The organism is Bordetella bronchiseptica, assembly GCF_900636925.1.
Classification (GTDB): domain Bacteria; phylum Pseudomonadota; class Gammaproteobacteria; order Burkholderiales; family Burkholderiaceae_B; genus Bordetella; species Bordetella pertussis.
In genome coordinates, this window is sequence record NZ_LR134326.1 from 673,194 (window position 1) to 687,651 (window position 14,458).

Below are 14,458 nucleotides of genomic sequence, written 5' to 3' on the forward strand. Positions count from 1 at the left end.
GTCTCCGTTTTTTGAGCGATACAATCGTTCTACGTTTTACGGAACCTCACCATGGCCCAAGCATCGAATTCGCGCATCAAGGTTGGCATCGTCGGCGGCACCGGGTATACCGGCGTCGAGCTGCTGCGCCTGCTGTCGCAGCATCCCCACGTAGCGTTGACCGCCATCACGTCCCGCAAGGAAGACGGGCTGCCGGTGGCCGACATGTATCCCAACCTGCGCGGCCGCGTGAAGCTGGCCTTCTCGGCGCCCGAGAAAGCCTCGCTGACCGATTGCGACGTGGTGTTCTTCGCAACCCCGCATGGCGTGGCCATGGCGCAGGCGGCCGAACTGCTGGCCGCCGGCACCCGCGTCATCGATCTTGCCGCCGATTTCCGCCTGCAGGACACGGCCGTGTTCGAGCGCTGGTACAAGATTCCGCATACCTGCCCCGACATCCTGGCCGACTCCGTCTATGGCCTGGTCGAGCTCAACCGCGAGGCCATCTCCAAGGCGCGGGTGATCGGCAACCCGGGCTGCTATCCCACCACGGTGCTGCTGGGCCTGGCTCCGTTGATCGAGGGCGGCAAGCAACTGGTCGACGTCCAGACCCTGATCGCCGACTGCAAGTCGGGCGTGTCGGGCGCCGGCCGCAAGGCCGAGGTGGGTTCGCTGTTCTCCGAGGCGAGCGACAACTTCAAGGCCTATGGCGTGGCCGGCCACCGCCATCAGCCGGAAATCGTCGCCCAGCTCGAGAAGCTGGCCGGCGGCAAGGTGGGGCTGACGTTCGTGCCGCACCTGGTGCCCATGATCCGCGGCATGTTCTCCACGCTGTACGCCCGCATCCTGCCGCAGGCTCGCGACACCGATTTCCAGGCGCTGTTCGAGGCCCGCTATGCCGACGAGCCGTTCGTCGATGTCATGCCGGCCGGCAGCCTGCCGGAAACCCGTTCGGTGCGCGCCTCCAACAACCTGCGCATCTCGGTGCAACGGCCGGGCGGCGGCGACCAGCTGGTCATCCTCGTGGTCCAGGACAACCTGGTCAAGGGCGCGTCCGGCCAGGCCGTGCAGAACATGAACCTCATGTTCGGCCTGCCCGAATCCGCCGGCCTGGACCAGGTCGCCATCCTGCCGTAACACCCAGGCCGGGCCGTGAGGCCCGGCCGTGCAGTCATGCCTGACGATTCCGCCTCCGCCCAGCCCCGCGCACCCGTTGCGCGGCCGCAGGGCCGCGCCCGGGCCTGGCTGGCCCTGGCGGCGGGCCTGGTGGTGGGCGCGGTGGCCGGTTGGCGCTACGGCCTGGCGCACCAGGGCCCGGATGACGCCGTCGTGCTGACCCGCCAGCAAGTGGCCGCGCAGGAAGCCGCCATGCAGCAGCGGGAAGCCGAGGCGCGCTTCCTGCGCGCCCAGCTCGATACGGCCGATGGCGAGATTGCCGTCGAGCGGGCGGCCCGCGCCGAGCTCGAGACCCAGTTGCAAAGCGCCCAGTCGGAAGTGGGGCGGGTACGCGACCAGCTGGCTTTCTACGAGCAATTGCTGCCGCCCGGGCCGGCCGGCTCGGTCGATATCCGCGGCGTGGCCTTCGAGCGTGAAGGCCAGGGCCTGCGCTACAAGGTGCTGCTGATGCGCAGCGGACGCGGCGAAACGCCGTTTTCCGGCGCGCTGCGGTTCCAGGCCACCGGCACGCTCAAGGGCGAGACGGTCACGCGCGACCTGGAGCCGCTGACGGTCAAGGCGGAAGGCGGGGGCGCCACCGTGCCCGAAGCCGGCGCCAGCCTGCTGGCCTTGCAGTTCGACCAATACCAGCGCAGCCAGGGCCTGCTTGATCTGCCCGATGGCTTTGTCCCCGAAACCGTGACGGTCAGTGTGCTGGAAGACACGACCGTTCGTGCGACGCGCACCGTGAAACTGGAATTTTGAGTCCTGTCGCGGCTGCGCTATAGTGATCTTATCCGGGCGGTATCGCTCCGCCCACTGGAATTCGGCCGCGATGGCCAGGAGTCAACCATGAATGCTGTTACCGAAACCGTCGATCTGCAGGCTCCGCCGCCCGTGCCGCTGGTCTTCACCGACTCGGCGGCCGCCAAGGTCAAGGATCTGTTGGCCGAAGAGGGCAACCCCGAACTGAAGCTGCGCGTGTTCGTGCAAGGCGGCGGCTGTTCCGGCTTCCAGTACGGCTTCACGTTCGATGAAGTGGTCAACGACGACGACACCGTGCTGGACAAGGCGGGCGTGCAGCTGCTGGTCGACCCGATGAGCTTCCAGTACCTGGTCGGCGCCGAGATCGACTACAAGGAAGACCTCGAAGGCGCGCAGTTCGTCATTCGCAATCCCAACGCGTCCACCACCTGCGGCTGCGGTTCGTCGTTCTCGGTGTAAGCGGCGCGCGGCCCGGTCCGCGATCGAGGCCCTTCGGCATGCGCCGGAGGGCCTTTTCGTTTGGGCGCTTCAGGCAGGATAGAGGGCGCCCAGCACGCGCGCGGCGCGCGCGCCGGTGACCGTGGGCAGGCCGGCAGGAATGCGGTCCAGGCAGGCCTGGGCCAGCCAGGCGAAGGCCAGCGCCTCGACCCACTGTGCCGGCACGCCGGCATCGTCGGTGGGGTGTACCGGGCGCTGCAGGCAATAGGCCAGCTCGCGCATCAGGCCCGGATTGCGGGCTCCGCCGCCGCAGACCAGCACATCGCGCGGCGCGGCCGCGCTGGCGTCGATGGCATTGGCGACCGTGCGCGCCGTCAGGCGCTGCAGCGTGGCCTGCACGTCCTGCGGTTGGGGCGCCGGGCCATCGAATGCCTGCAGCCGTGCCAGCAGCCAATCCAGGTTGAACAGGTCGCGTCCGGTCGATTTGGGCGGCGCCAGGGCGAACCACGGCTCGCTGGCGATCAGGTGTTCGAGCAGGCCGGCCAGCACCTGGCCTTGTGCGGCGAACCGGCCGTCGGCGTCGTAAGGCTGGCCGGTGTGGCGCTGGCACCATGCGTCCAGCAGGACGTTGGCCGGCCCGGTGTCGAAGCCGCGCGGCGGCCGGCCGGGTTCGAGCAGCGTGACATTGGCGATGCCGCCCAGGTTGAGCACGGCGCGCGCCTGGCCGCCGGCAAACAACGCGGCATGGAAAGGCGGCACCAGCGGCGCGCCCTGGCCGCCGGCGGCCACGTCGCGGCTGCGGAAATCGGCCACCACGTCGATGCCGGCCAGCTCGGCCAGCAGGGCCGGCGCGTTCAGCTGCAGGGTATAGCCCAGGTCGGGGCGGTGCCTGACGGTCTGGCCGTGGGCGCCGATCGCCGCCACGTCGCCGGGCTGCAGTCCGGCCTGATCCAGCAACTGGCGCACGGCCCGGGCATACAGGCGCGCCAGGCCGTTGGCGGCCAGCGCGGCGCGCTCCAGCTCGTTGGCGCCGGCATGGTTGAGCGCGAACAGCTCGTCGCGCAGGGCGGCGGGCATGGGCAGGCTGGCGCTGGCCAGTACCTCCGGCCGCGGCCCCTCCAGCCGTACCAGCACGCCGTCGGCGCCGTCCATGCTGGTGCCGGACATCAGGCCGATGAACAAACGGCCCGGCACATGGGTGCGCGGGCCGTGCGTCGTGCTGTCCATGCGGGTCAGCGGCTGGCCACGGTGGCCGAGCCTTCCGGCAGGGTCTGCTGGAACTCGGTCAGCAGCTTGATCTGCTGCTTGTACGGCTGCACCGCCTGCGTGAAGGCGCGCAGTTCGGCGGGTTCCAGCTTGCGGGCCACCGGCAGGTCGACCGCGAGCGGATCGATCGGCTGGTTGTTCACGCGGAACTCGTAATGCAGGTGCGGGCCGGTGGCCCAGCCGGTCGAGCCGACGTAGCCGACCAGTTCGCCCTGGGCGATTTTCTGGCCTTTCTTGAGGCCGGCGGCGATGCGGCTCTGGTGGGCGTACAGCGTCGAGTACTTGCCGTGGTGCTTGATGATGACCACATTGCCGTAGCCGTTCTGCCAGCCCGCGAACTCCACCGTGCCGTCGGCCGTGGCGTGGATCGGGGTGCCCGTGGGGGCCGCGTAATCGACGCCCTTGTGGCCGGTCCAGGTCTTGTGGATGGGATGCATGCGCATGCCGAAGGTCGAGCTGATGCGGCTGAACTTCAGGGCGGTACGCAGGAAGGCGCCGCGCAGGCTGGTTCCGTCGAAGTCGTAGTAGGAGCCGCTCTTGCCGTCCGGGCTGAACCAGACGGCGTTATAGGTCTTGTCGCCGTTGATGAATTCCAGCGCCTGCACGCGGCCGGCGCCTGCATAGCGGCCTTCGTGGGTGCGGACCTCGTACACCACGCGGAACTGGTCGCCCTGGCGCAGGTCGCGCAGGAAGTCGATCTTGGAGCTGAGGATGTCGGCCATCTGCATGGTGACCGAGTCGGGGATGCCCGCCGCGTCGGTGGCGCCGAACAGCGAGGAGCGGATGGTGCCGACCGCGACGCGGGTCTGTTGTTCGGTGCCCTGGGTGACTTCCTCGGCCTTGTAGCCGTTGGCGCCGTCGGGCGCCACGTGCAGCAGCCGCGTGACCACCTGCCCGCCGGATTCGTTGCCGGGGGTGTGGATATAGCGCAGCCAGACCAGGTCGCCGTTCTCGTTGGTGGCGGCCTGTACCGAGCGGCCCGGGTACAGCTTGTAGATGCTGCGCGCGCTGGCGTCGTGGGTCAGGAAGTTCTGCAGCCGGGGGCTGTCGATGTCCAGGCGCTGGAGCACGGCGGCCAGGGTGTCGCCGGCGCGGATGCGGGTTTCGCTGATATACGGGGCGTTGCTCGCGTCGCTGACCTGCATCTGGCCCGCCTCGAGCGGCAGGACGCTGTCGATCAGGCGCAAGGGGGGCAGTTCGGAGCGGTCGGGCTGTTGAACCATGCCCAGCGCGGCGGCGCCGGCGAACAGGCCGAGCGCGGAGACTGTCAGGGTGCGGCGGAGCAGGGCGCCGCCACGCGAGGTAGGTTCGACAGGAGGGGCGAACAGGGCGGCAACTTTGCGTTTGAAGCTGCGCACCAAACTGTTGGGGCCACGATTCATCGTGAAAAAACCTTTCAGCCTGCGTGAGATTCAAGCAAACGCTGCGCGTGCGCGCCCTCCGGCACGTTCCGGTGCGAGGGGCATACGCCTGCTAGCGTATTTCGTGAAACAAACGGGTGGATTTAGCCGGGACAGCAACCGTACGATGACAGTTGCGTATGATTAGGGCAGTATCCTAGCGGATTCGGCTAAAATTTTCGACTTATTTCAGTAGTTTTTACACCTTTTTTTAGCCAAGATTCATCCATTTGGCCCATTGACATGTCTCACCCCGAAGCCCCAATCACTCCTGAAGTCGAGGCCGACCTGGCCATCGCACGCCGCGGCTGCGACGAATTGCTGGTGGAATCCGAGTTTGCCCGCAAGCTGGCCCGCAGCCGCGCGACCGGAGTGCCGCTGCGCATCAAGCTGGGGCTGGACCCCACCGCGCCGGACATCCACCTGGGGCACACGGTGGTGCTCAACAAGATGCGCCAGTTGCAGGACCTGGGCCACAACGTCATTTTCCTGATCGGCGATTTCACCTCGACGATCGGCGACCCCAGCGGCCGCAATTCGACCCGCCCGCCGCTGACGCGCGAGCAGATCGAGACCAACGCCAAGACCTATTACGCGCAGGCCAGCCTGGTGCTGGACCCGGCCCGCACCGAGATCCGCTACAACTCGGAATGGTGCGATCCGCTGGGCGCGCGCGGCATGATCCAGCTGGCCTCGCGCTATACCGTGGCCCGCATGATGGAGCGCGAGGATTTCACCAGGCGCTTCAAGGGCGGCGTGCCGATCGCGGTGCACGAATTCCTGTATCCGCTGCTGCAGGGCTATGACTCGGTCGCCCTGAAGGCCGACCTGGAGCTGGGCGGCACCGACCAGAAGTTCAACCTGCTGGTGGGCCGCGAACTGCAGAAGGAATACGGCCAGGAGCAGCAATGCATCCTGACCATGCCGCTGCTGGTGGGCACCGACGGCGTCGAGAAGATGTCCAAGTCCAAGGGCAACTACATCGGCATCTCGGAAGCGCCCGAATCGATGTTCGGCAAGCTGATGTCGATCTCCGACACGCTCATGTGGCGTTACTACGAACTGCTGTCGTTCCGTTCGCTGGCCGACATCGCGGCGCTGAAGGCCGAGATCGACGGCGGCCGCAACCCGCGCGACGCCAAGGTCGCGCTGGCGCAGGAGATCGTGGCGCGCTTTCACTCGCCGCAGGCCGCCGAGGCGGCGCTGGCCGCGTTCGAGGCGCGCTTTCGCGACGGCGCCATTCCCGAGGACATGCCCGAGGTGACCGTGGGCGGCGCTCCCCAGGGTATCCTGCGCATCCTGCGCGAGGCCGGGCTGGTTGCCTCCGGTTCCGAGGCCCAGCGCAACGTCGAGCAGGGCGGGGTGCGCGTCAACGGCGACCGGGTCGAAGACAAATCGTTGCAATTGTCCGCCGGCACCTATGTCGTACAGGTGGGCAAGCGCAAGTTTGCGCGTGTTAAGTTGGTGGGGTAGCCTCTTATCGAGGGGCCCACTTCCAGGAGCACGACATGAACTTATCGAGTCTGTCATTTTCCGATAACGAGTCGATCCCCGAGCGGTATGCATTCGGCAGGATCGACGCGCAATCGCACGTCGCGCTGGCTGACAACTTCAACCCCCAGTTTTCGTGGGACGACGTGCCCGACGGCACCCAGTCGTTCGCGCTGATCTGCCACGATCCGGACGTGCCCTCCCAACCCGACGACGTCAACCAGGAGGGCCGCACGGTGCCGGCCGACCTGCCGCGCGTCGATTTCTTCCACTGGGTGCTGGTCGACCTGGCGGCGGACATGCGCGAAATCCAGGAAGGCGCCTTCTCCGACGGCATCACGCCGCGCGGCAAGGGCGGGCCGCTGGCGCCCAACAACGCGCGCCAGGGCGTCAACGACTACACCGGCTGGTTTGCCGCCGACCGCGACATGAACGGCGACTACTTCGGCTACGACGGTCCGTGCCCGCCCTGGAACGACGAGCGCGTGCACCATTATGTGTTCACGCTGTACGCGCTGGATGTCCCCTCGCTGAACCTGCAAGGGTCGTTCACCGGCCTGGACGCGCTCAAGGCCATGCAAGGGCACGTGCTGGCCCAGGCGTCGCTGACCGGCACCTATACCCTCAATCCGGACCTGGCGCCGCGCCAGATCGGCGCCACCACCAGTTCGTGACCGCGGCAGCCGGGCTTGCTTGAGCCTGGCTCATGCCGACTTGAGGCATTTTTGCGGTAGACGGGAGGTTGCGCGGTTTTTGTGTTCCGAAGCGCGAATTTGGCCCGTTTCGGGGCGTCCGCGCCCCGGCGGGGGGGCGCTGTCGCTGTACACTAGCGCAATCGCAGCATCACGGCTGCCCTTGTTTTCCCTACCTACCCGCACCAGGAACTCCATGTTCAACCGCAACCTGACCCTCGACCAGGTGGATCCCGACGTCTGGGCCGCCATCCAGAAAGAAGACGTACGCCAGGAACAGCACATCGAGCTGATCGCGTCCGAGAACTACGCCAGCCCGGCCGTGATGCAGGCCCAGGGCACGCAACTGACCAACAAGTATGCGGAAGGCTACCCGGGCAAGCGCTACTACGGCGGCTGCGAGTACGTCGACGTGGTCGAGCAGCTGGCCATCGACCGCCTGAAGCAGATTTTCGGCGCCGAGGCCGCCAACGTGCAGCCGAACTCCGGCTCGCAGGCCAACCAGGGCGTGTACATGGCGGTGCTCAAGCCGGGCGATACCGTGCTGGGCATGAGCCTGGCCGAAGGCGGCCACCTGACGCACGGCGCGTCGGTCAACGCCTCGGGCAAGCTGTACAACTTCGTGCCCTACGGCCTGGACGCCGACGAGGTGCTGGATTACGCCCAGGTCGAGCGGCTGACCAAGGAACACAAGCCCAAGCTGATCGTGGCCGGCGCCTCCGCGTACGCGCTGCACATCGACTTCGAGCGCATGGCGCGCATCGCCCACGACAACGGCGCGCTGTTCATGGTGGACATCGCCCACTATGCCGGCCTGGTGGCCGGCGGCGCCTATCCCAACCCGGTGCCGCACGCCGATTTCGTCACCTCCACCACGCACAAGTCGCTGCGCGGCCCGCGCGGCGGCGTCATCATGATGAAGGCCGAGTTCGAGAAGGCCGTCAATTCGGCCATCTTCCCGGGCATCCAGGGCGGCCCGCTGATGCACGTCATCGCGGCCAAGGCCGTGGCCTTCAAGGAAGCGCTGTCGCCCGAGTTCCAGGATTACGCCCAGCAGGTCGTCAAGAACGCCAAGGTGCTGGCCGATACGCTGGTCAAGCGCGGCCTGCGCATCGTGTCGGGCAGGACCGAAAGCCACGTCATGCTGGTGGACCTGCGTCCCAAGGGCATCACCGGCAAGGAAGCGGAAGCGGTGCTGGGCCAGGCCCACATCACGGTCAACAAGAACGCCATCCCCAACGACCCGGAAAAGCCCTTCGTGACCAGCGGCATCCGCCTGGGCACCCCGGCCATGACCACCCGCGGCTTCAAGGAGGCCGAGGCCGAGCTGACCGCCAACCTGATCGCCGACGTGCTGGACAATCCCCGCGACGAGGCGAACATCGCCGCGGTGCGCGCGCGGGTCAATGAACTGACCGCCCGCCTGCCCGTCTACGGCAACTGACGCGGCCGGGCGCAGGCCGCCCGCCGCCGGCAAGACAGGCCCGTCAGGGCCTGTCTTTTTTTCATCGATGGGCGGAATTACCACGGTTTTGGCGCCGGTACGCCCGATGCGGGCCGCGCGTTATTACAATATCCGCATCATCCGTACGGGGAGCGCGCATGAGGTGTCCATTCTGCGGCAACGCCGATACCCAGGTTGTCGACAGCAGGGTTTCGGAAGAGGGTGACACTATCCGGCGTCGCCGCCGTTGCCTGTCCTGCGACAAACGCTTCACCACCTACGAGCGCGTCGAACTGGCCATGCCGTCGGTGGTCAAGCGCGACGGCAGCCGCACCGAGTATGACGCCGGCAAGGTGCGCGGCAGCCTGTCCCTGGCCTTGCGCAAGCGGCCGGTGAGCACCGACGAGGTCGACAGCGCCGTGGCGCGCATCGAGGAAACCCTGCTGGCCAGCGGCATGCGCGAAGTGCCCAGCGAGCAGATCGGCGAACTGGTCATGGGCGAGCTCAAGCGCCTGGACAAGGTGGCCTACGTACGCTATGCCTCGGTCTACAAGAGCTTCGAGGACATCGGCGAGTTCGTCGAGGCGATCCGCGAGATGCAAGGGCCCTTGCTGCCGGGCAAGAAACTGCGCAAGGACTAGGGCGCCGCGGCGTCAGGCGGGGTGCCGGGCGGCGCTGGGCGAGCCCGATTCGTGGCGGCGCCAGACCCGCCGCATATGGTGGGCCGAGCCGAATCCGGCGCGCTCGGCCACGTGTTCGAGGTCCAGCCGCGTCTCGCGGATCAGTTCGCGCGCCAGCGCCAGCCGCACTCGGTACAGGTAATCCATGGGCGTGCAGCCCGCGTGCTCGGCAAACAGGCGGCTGAGATGGCGCGCGCTGGTATGGGCCTGCGCCGCCAGGGTTTGCGGCGTCCAGGCCGCCGCGGGGTTGTGCACGATGGCGTCCTGCACCCGGTGCACGCCGGGATGCATGTGGTTGCGGCCGTCCAGCCAGGGCGAGATGGCCGGGTCGGTGCCGGCGCGGCGCAGGTAGACCACCAGGTCGCGCGCCACGGCGCTGGCCACGCGCGGCCCGCACGCGCGGCTTACCAGGTAGAGCGCCAGGTCGATGCCGGCGGTGACGCCGGCGCTGGTCCAGATGCCGTCATCCTCCACAAAAATGCGATTGTCGTGAATGCGCGCGGTAGGCTCGAGCCGCGCCAGGCCGGACAGGCAATGGTGGTGGCTGGTGCACTCGCGATGGGCCAGCAGCCCGGCCGCGGCGGCGAGCAGCGCGCCCGAGCAAACCGACATCAGGTCGAAGCGGCCCTGCGCGCGGCAGCGCGCCAGCCAGTCCACCACGGCGCGCAGCGGCGGGCGGTCGAGCTGGAAGGCGGCGTCGACCACGCCGGGCACCACCACCAGCGCCTGGGCCGGCAGGCTGGCGGGCAGAGGGGCGAGCCGGCTCAGGTGCAGCCCGGCCAGCCCGCATTCCACCTCGGGTTCGGGACCGCAGTAATGCAGCGCGAACGAGCCGGGGCGCAGCTTGTTGGCGATGCGGAATGCTTCGGCGGGCCCGGCCAGGTCCAGCAGGACCAGGCCCGCGGGCACCACGAAATAGACCGGGACCATGGCGCGCCGCGCTCAGGCGGCCAGCGCGGCGGCGGCCGGCAGGACTTGCGCGAAGCGGTCCTGCAGCACCAGCTCGGTGCGTTCCCGGATCTCGGCCGGCGTGTAGGTCTTGCCCGATGCGGCGCGCATGGCGAAGGTCAGCGTGGCGTCCAGCGCGAAACGGACCTTGAAGCCGGCGTCCGAGGCGTGGCGGGTGGTGGTTTCGCAGCATTGCTCGGTGCGGATGCCGCAGACGATGATCTCGCCGACGCCATGCTCGAGCAGCCAGTCGTGCAGGCTGTGGCCGGCCTCGTCCCGGGCGTACAGGGATGAGTGCACCGTCTTGTGGAACACGGCGGTCGGGGCGATGCGCAGTTCGCGCAGGGCGACCACGTGCCCCGAGGCCGGCGCGAACGGCGAGGCGGGGTCGTTGGCGGCGTTGACATGGAACACTTGCAGTACGGGGATATCGCGTTGCCGGCAGCCGTCGATCAGCGCCTGGACTTGCGCCAGGAATGCCGGCAGTTCGCTATCGTCCCAAAACGGACGGTGACGGAAGGATTCCTGGACATCGATGACGATCAGCGCTTGTTTCATGGCGAGGCTCCTGGGTAGCGGTTTTGGCGTGGCTGAAGCGCTATTCTGCGCGCCGGGCCGAGGCCGGGCGAGAACCGCCATGGACCTTCACCGGACCGATACGGACATGATTTTCCGCTGCGTGCTACTGTAGCCGGAAGCGCGCCTGCCCGCGCATACAATCTCGATCGTGAATACCTCCACGCCCACCGACGACGTTTCCTGGATGCGGCGCGCCCTGGCACTGGCGCGTTCGGTCATGTACAGCACGGCCCCCAATCCGCGCGTGGGCTGCGTCATCGTGCGCGACGGGCAGGTGCTGGGCGAGGGCGCCACGCAGCCGCCAGGCGGTCCGCACGCCGAGGTGTGCGCGCTGCGCGAGGCCGCCGCGCGCGGCGCTTCGCTGGCCGGCGCCACCGTGTACGTGACGCTGGAGCCATGCAGCCATTTCGGCCGCACGCCGCCGTGCGTCGATGCCCTGGCGGCGGCGGCGCCGGCGCGCGTGGTGGTCGCCATGGGCGACCCCAATCCGCGCGTCAACGGCCAGGGCCTGGCGCGGCTGCGCGCCGCCGGCATCGCGGTGACCGAGGACGTGTGCCGCGACGAGGCGCTGGAACTGAACGCGGGCTTCGCGGCGCGCATGAGCCGCGGCCTGCCGTGGGTCTGGCTGAAGCTGGCCGCCTCGCTGGACGGGCGCAGCGCCCTGCACAACGGCGTGTCGCAGTGGATCACCGGCGAAGCCGCGCGCGCCGATGGCCACCACTGGCGCGCCCGCAGCGGCGTGGTGCTGACCGGCATGGGCACGGTGCTCAAGGACGATCCGCAATTGAATGCGCGCGCGGTGCAGACCAGCCATCCGCCGCGCAAGGCGGTCATCGATGGCCGCTTCGAAATCCCCGAGGACGCGCGCCTGTTCGACGACGGGGCGCAAGTGCTGGTTTTCACGGCCCGCTCCGATGCGGCCAAGGCGCGCCGCATGGCCGACCGCAACGCGCGCGTGATCGAACTGCCGGGCGTGCGCCCGGACCGCGTCGACCTGCCCGCCGTGATGCGTTGGCTGGCCAGCCAGGAAATCAACGAAGTGCACGTGGAAGCGGGGGCCGGATTGTCAGGCGCGCTGCTTGCTGAGGATTGCGTGGACGAGTTGCTGGTGTATCTGGCGCCCGTCCTGCTGGGCGACGCGGCGGGCATGGTACGACTGCCCTTGCTCGAACATCTCGATGGGGCGCGCCGCTTCGAATTCGCCGAACTGGCTCCGGTAGGCACCGATGTGCGCCTGCGAGCCCGGGTGGCGTCGCGCTGGCGCGCGCTGCAAGACAGCGTGAGCGCCGCGTCGCGACAGCGCGGATAAACCATGCGCCCATCATGGCGGGCGCAATGAATTGTCCAAATGTGCAAAGGCGTTGCGCAATTGGAGCGCCGTGCGCGTGGTGCGCGTCTATCCGATGGGTTGTTAGCACTCGACGCTGGTCGCTGCCAGGCTCGCCATTGATGGCTAGAGCGCATGGCGGAGTGGAAATTTGGCGATATGCGGAACTTGTGCGCAGCGATGCAAGCCTAAACCTTACAGGGTCTGGTATCCCGTCTATTGTGTGTGGCGAAAGTACTACGTCAATATGCTGTGGTCACGCGATTTGCAAGTAATTCTGGCATGTGCGCGTCGCCGGGCACACAATGAACCAACCCGACCTGTTTAGTAGTACGTCAGGCACTGTAGGAGGGTTAGCCGTGCAAAGCATCCTCGAAGGCTTCAAGTCGCACTACGCGAGGGACCAGGAAACCGAACTTTCCCTGGAAGAGTATCTCTCGCTGGCCAAGCAAGACCCCATGGCTTATGCCAGTCCCGCCGAACGCATGCTGGCGGCCATCGGCGAGCCGGAACTCATCGATACCCGCAACGATCCCCGGCTTTCGCGGTTGTTCTCCAACCGCCTGGTCCGGCGCTATCCGGCGTTCAAGGAGTTCTACGGCCTGGAGGATGTGATCGATCAGATCGTCGCGTTCTTCAAGCACGCCGCGCAGGGGCTGGAAGAGCGCAAGCAGATTCTCTATCTGCTGGGGCCGGTGGGCGGCGGCAAGTCCTCGATCGCCGAGCGGCTGAAGGTGCTGATGGAGGCCTACCCCATCTATGCGCTGAAGGGTTCGCCCGTCAACGAATCGCCGCTGGGCCTGTTCCATCCCGATCGCTTCGGCGATACGCTGGAGCAGGAGTACGGCATCGCGCGCCGCTACCTGAGCGGCATCATGTCGCCCTGGGCGGTCAAGCGCCTGCGCGAATTCGACGGCGACATCTCGCAGTTCCGCGTCGTGCGGCTCAACCCCTCCGTGCTGCGCCAGGTGGCCATCGCCAAGACCGAGCCGGGCGACGAGAACAACCAGGACATTTCCTCGCTGGTGGGCAAGGTCGACATCCGCAAGCTGGAGCGCTACGCCCAGGACGACCCCGACGCCTACAGCTACTCGGGCGGCCTGTGCCTGGCCAACCAGGGCCTGCTGGAATTCGTCGAGATGTTCAAGGCGCCGATCAAGATGCTGCACCCCTTGCTGACCGCCACGCAGGAAGGCAACTTCAAGGGCACCGAGGGGTTCTCGGCCATTCCGTTCAACGGCATGATCCTGGCGCACTCGAACGAATCCGAGTGGCAGACCTTCCGCAACAACAAGCACAACGAAGCCTTCCTCGACCGTATCTACATCGTCAAGGTGCCGTACTGCCTGCAGGTGTCGGAAGAGGTGTGCATCTACGAAAAGCTGCTGCGCCACAGTTCGCTGGCGCAGGCGCCGTGCGCGCCGGGAACGCTGGACATGATGGCCCAGTTCTCGGTGCTGACGCGCCTGAAGGAGCCCGAGAACTCCAGCATCTACTCCAAGCTGCGGGTCTACGACGGCGAAAGCCTCAAGGACGTGGACCCCAAGGCCAAGGCCCTGCAGGAGTACAAGGATTATGCCGGCACCGACGAGGGCATGACCGGCGTGTCCACCCGGTTCGCGTACAAGATCCTGTCGAGCGTCTTCAACTATGACCAGACCGAGGTGGCGGCCAACCCCGTGCACCTGATGTACGTGCTTGAGCAACGCATCGCCCGCGAAGACTTCCCCGAGGAAACCCGCCGGCGCTACCTGGAATTCATCAAGGGCTATCTGGCTCCGCGCTATGCCGAATTCATCGGCAAGGAAATCCAGACGGCCTACCTGGAGTCGTATTCGGAATACGGACAGAACATTTTCGACCGGTACGTAACATTTGCCGATTGCTGGATCCAGGACGAAGAGTTCCGCGACCCGGAAACCGGCGAGAGCTTCGATCGCTCCGCGCTCAACGACGAGCTGGAAAAAATCGAGAAACCGGCCGGCATCGCCAATCCGAAGGACTTCCGCAACGAGATCGTCAATTTCGTGCTGCGCGCGCGGGCCAACAACGCCGGGCGCAATCCCAACTGGACCAGCTACGAGAAGTTGCGCGAAGTCATCGAGAAGAAGATGTTCTCGAACACCGAAGACCTGTTGCCCGTGATCTCGTTCAACGCCAAGGCGTCGGCCGAAGACCGCAGCAAGCACCAGAGCTTCGTAGATCGTATGGTGGATAAGGGCTACACCGAAAAACAGGTTCGGCTTCTGTGCGAGTGGTATCTTAGAGTGAGGAAGTCTTCCTGAGCGAGGTGA

General features: G+C 67.0%; 13 protein-coding genes. 9 read left to right on the forward strand and 4 right to left on the reverse strand.

The features are described from left to right. The first annotated feature begins 51 nt into the window (after nt 1-51). From argC to erpA, 3 genes are all read left to right on the forward strand, one after another. Complete coding sequence (gene argC / locus EL288_RS03190; RefSeq protein ID WP_003814887.1) at nt 52-1,116, forward strand: N-acetyl-gamma-glutamyl-phosphate reductase; 1,065 nt, start codon at nt 52-54, stop codon at nt 1,114-1,116. A gap of 36 nt (nt 1,117-1,152) precedes the next feature. Continuing rightward, the gene (locus tag EL288_RS03195) at nt 1,153-1,899 is read left to right on the forward strand and encodes a DUF6776 family protein (protein WP_033446475.1); all 747 of its coding nucleotides are present in this window, start codon (nt 1,153-1,155) and stop codon (nt 1,897-1,899) included. Nucleotides 1,900-1,986: 87 nt separating this feature from the next. Next, entirely contained in the window at nt 1,987-2,358 is a 372-nt protein-coding gene (gene erpA, locus EL288_RS03200) for an iron-sulfur cluster insertion protein ErpA (protein ID WP_003814883.1), read from the forward strand. 69 nt (nt 2,359-2,427) lie between these two features. On the opposite strand, the gene EL288_RS03205 is transcribed toward erpA, so the two are convergent. Together EL288_RS03205 and EL288_RS03210 are read right to left on the reverse strand one after the other, a co-directional pair. After that, nucleotides 2,428-3,564, reverse strand: coding sequence for an anhydro-N-acetylmuramic acid kinase (locus EL288_RS03205; protein ID WP_033452667.1), 1,137 nt, complete (start codon nt 3,562-3,564; stop codon nt 2,428-2,430). A 5-nt stretch (nt 3,565-3,569) separates the two neighbouring features. Next, entirely contained in the window at nt 3,570-4,985 is a 1,416-nt protein-coding gene (locus EL288_RS03210; protein WP_003814879.1) for a M23 family metallopeptidase, read from the reverse strand. A gap of 261 nt (nt 4,986-5,246) precedes the next feature. Between EL288_RS03210 and tyrS the strand changes: the two genes are divergently transcribed. The 4 genes from tyrS (at nt 5,247) to nrdR (ending at nt 9,271) form a co-directional block, all read left to right on the forward strand. Next, nucleotides 5,247-6,476 carry a tyrosine--tRNA ligase gene (tyrS, locus tag EL288_RS03215; protein ID WP_003814877.1) on the forward strand — a complete coding sequence of 410 codons (1,230 nt, stop codon included), beginning with the start codon at nt 5,247-5,249 and terminating at the stop codon, nt 6,474-6,476. Between the two features lie 35 nt (nt 6,477-6,511). After that, on the forward strand, nt 6,512-7,168 hold the full coding sequence (locus tag EL288_RS03220) for a YbhB/YbcL family Raf kinase inhibitor-like protein (RefSeq protein WP_003820605.1): 657 nt from the start codon (nt 6,512-6,514) through the stop codon (nt 7,166-7,168). A gap of 214 nt (nt 7,169-7,382) precedes the next feature. Beyond that, a complete protein-coding gene (gene glyA, locus EL288_RS03225; protein WP_003814873.1) occupies nt 7,383-8,630 on the forward strand; it encodes a serine hydroxymethyltransferase in 1,248 nt (415 codons plus the stop codon). 158 nt (nt 8,631-8,788) lie between these two features. Next, complete coding sequence (gene nrdR / locus EL288_RS03230) at nt 8,789-9,271, forward strand: transcriptional regulator NrdR (protein ID WP_003814871.1); 483 nt, start codon at nt 8,789-8,791, stop codon at nt 9,269-9,271. Nucleotides 9,272-9,283: 12 nt separating this feature from the next. Here nrdR and EL288_RS03235 read toward each other — a convergent pair whose 3' ends face one another. Beyond that, a complete protein-coding gene (locus EL288_RS03235; RefSeq protein ID WP_003814870.1) occupies nt 9,284-10,240 on the reverse strand; it encodes a GlxA family transcriptional regulator in 957 nt (318 codons plus the stop codon). Between the two features lie 12 nt (nt 10,241-10,252). Then, nucleotides 10,253-10,816, reverse strand: a complete 564-nt coding sequence (locus tag EL288_RS03240; protein WP_003814867.1) for a cysteine hydrolase family protein — start codon at nt 10,814-10,816, stop codon at nt 10,253-10,255. A 205-nt stretch (nt 10,817-11,021) separates the two neighbouring features. On the opposite strand from EL288_RS03240, the gene ribD reads away from it, so the two are divergent. Both ribD and EL288_RS03250 read left to right on the forward strand, forming a co-directional pair. Next, nucleotides 11,022-12,146 carry a bifunctional diaminohydroxyphosphoribosylaminopyrimidine deaminase/5-amino-6-(5-phosphoribosylamino)uracil reductase RibD gene (gene ribD, locus EL288_RS03245; RefSeq protein WP_003814865.1) on the forward strand — a complete coding sequence of 375 codons (1,125 nt, stop codon included), beginning with the start codon at nt 11,022-11,024 and terminating at the stop codon, nt 12,144-12,146. 377 nt (nt 12,147-12,523) lie between these two features. Next, entirely contained in the window at nt 12,524-14,449 is a 1,926-nt protein-coding gene (locus EL288_RS03250; RefSeq protein WP_033446470.1) for a PrkA family serine protein kinase, read from the forward strand. The last annotated feature ends 9 nt before the right edge of the window (nt 14,450-14,458 follow it).

What these genes read in the sequence shown, in the direction of transcription:
- argC (WP_003814887.1), top strand. Translation starts at nt 52, where the DNA reads ATGGCCCAAGCATCGAATTCGCGCATCAAGGTTGGCATCGTCGGCGGC.
- EL288_RS03195 (WP_033446475.1), top strand. Translation starts at nt 1,153, where the DNA reads ATGCCTGACGATTCCGCCTCCGCCCAGCCCCGCGCACCCGTTGCGCGG.
- erpA (WP_003814883.1), top strand. Translation starts at nt 1,987, where the DNA reads ATGAATGCTGTTACCGAAACCGTCGATCTGCAGGCTCCGCCGCCCGTG.
- EL288_RS03205 (WP_033452667.1), bottom strand. Translation starts at nt 3,564, where the DNA reads ATGGACAGCACGACGCACGGCCCGCGCACCCATGTGCCGGGCCGTTTG.
- EL288_RS03210 (WP_003814879.1), bottom strand. Translation starts at nt 4,985, where the DNA reads ATGAATCGTGGCCCCAACAGTTTGGTGCGCAGCTTCAAACGCAAAGTT.
- tyrS (WP_003814877.1), top strand. Translation starts at nt 5,247, where the DNA reads ATGTCTCACCCCGAAGCCCCAATCACTCCTGAAGTCGAGGCCGACCTG.
- EL288_RS03220 (WP_003820605.1), top strand. Translation starts at nt 6,512, where the DNA reads ATGAACTTATCGAGTCTGTCATTTTCCGATAACGAGTCGATCCCCGAG.
- glyA (WP_003814873.1), top strand. Translation starts at nt 7,383, where the DNA reads ATGTTCAACCGCAACCTGACCCTCGACCAGGTGGATCCCGACGTCTGG.
- nrdR (WP_003814871.1), top strand. Translation starts at nt 8,789, where the DNA reads ATGAGGTGTCCATTCTGCGGCAACGCCGATACCCAGGTTGTCGACAGC.
- EL288_RS03235 (WP_003814870.1), bottom strand. Translation starts at nt 10,240, where the DNA reads ATGGTCCCGGTCTATTTCGTGGTGCCCGCGGGCCTGGTCCTGCTGGAC.
- EL288_RS03240 (WP_003814867.1), bottom strand. Translation starts at nt 10,816, where the DNA reads ATGAAACAAGCGCTGATCGTCATCGATGTCCAGGAATCCTTCCGTCAC.
- ribD (WP_003814865.1), top strand. Translation starts at nt 11,022, where the DNA reads ATGCGGCGCGCCCTGGCACTGGCGCGTTCGGTCATGTACAGCACGGCC.